Origin of the sequence: Mesorhizobium sp. M7A.F.Ca.CA.004.12.1.1 (assembly GCF_003997835.1) — a bacterium.
In the GTDB taxonomy this organism is placed as follows: Bacteria; Pseudomonadota; Alphaproteobacteria; order Rhizobiales; family Rhizobiaceae; genus Mesorhizobium.
The window spans coordinates 1-1,112 of record NZ_RZRK01001253.1; the positions used below are offsets into that span (position 1 = coordinate 1).

1 protein-coding gene is annotated in these 1,112 nt (G+C 66.4%); it reads left to right on the top strand.

Annotated features, from left to right (window positions below; genetic code table 11):
* Window positions 1-104: 104 nt before the first annotated feature.
* Window positions 105-1,112, top strand: a 1,008-nt coding sequence (locus tag EN984_RS35565; RefSeq protein ID WP_245480197.1) for a chemotaxis protein MotC, incomplete at its 3' end; no start/stop codon positions are given.

Sequence of the window (1,112 nt, forward strand, 5' to 3'; positions counted from 1 at the left end):
GCTATGCGGTCCTGGATGAGTTGCAGCGAGCGCACCAGCTGATACGGCTGCAGCGCTCGCTGCAACTCATCCAGGACCGCATAGCCGCCGGCGATCATGCCGCCTTGCCGATGCAAGCCAAGCTGCTGGAGATGGCGGATGCGCGCCTGCGGGCGGCGAATGCCGAGGACTACAAGGATCCCAAGAACTTTCGAGCCCTGCTTGTCTACGGCATGAGCGGCGGCAACCCGGTGACCGTCGAAGCGGCCACGTCGCGCGCTACGACGGATCCGCAAAGCCTTGCCATCGCCAAAGGCGTGATTGATTACCTCAACGGCCGGCCCGGCGAGGCTATCGAAGCCTTGAGGCCGATCGATCCCATGGCGCTGCCTCCGGATCTCGGCGCCTTCCTCGCTTTGGTCAAAGGCTCACTGCTTGCCGGTGATCAGCCGGCGACCGCACTCCGTCTGCTCGACGAGGCAAGATTGCTCAGCCCCGGCACGCTGGTCGAGGAAGCGGCACTTCGCCGTTCGGTCGGCCTTGCAGTCGCGCAAGGCGACGCGGCACGCTTCGCCCTTGCTTCCACCCAATATGTCGAGCGCTACCTCTATTCGCCCTATGCCAGCCAGTTCGCCGACTCCTTCGTCTCCGGCGTCATCGCGCTGCACATGTCGATCAGCCAGGACAAGCTGGGCGACATCACCTCGATGATGGATCCCGAGCGCGAGAAGGTGATCTATCTGCGCATCGCCCGCCGGGCCGCGATAGACGGCCTGAACGACTTGTCGGCCTTCGCTTCGGCGCGGGCGGAACAGGGCCGCGACGGCAACACCAATCAGGACGATCCACGCGCCCTGCTCTATGCCAGCCTTTCCACCGTCACCTCGGGGACAATCGAGGACGTTCGTGCCAAGCTCGGCAAGATCGACCGCAGCCGGCTGTCGGAGGGCGACCGCGCTTTGCTCGACGCCGCGCAGGCCATTGCCGGCGAGGTCGTCGCGCCGCCCACCGCCCTTCCGGCGGAAAAGCCTGCCCCAGTTCCTGCCGCCGCCGCGCAGCCGGTGCCCGAGATCGCCACGGCGCAAGGCGCCGATGACAGTGGCCTGCCACCGGTCGAAGGCGCCATCTCGGAG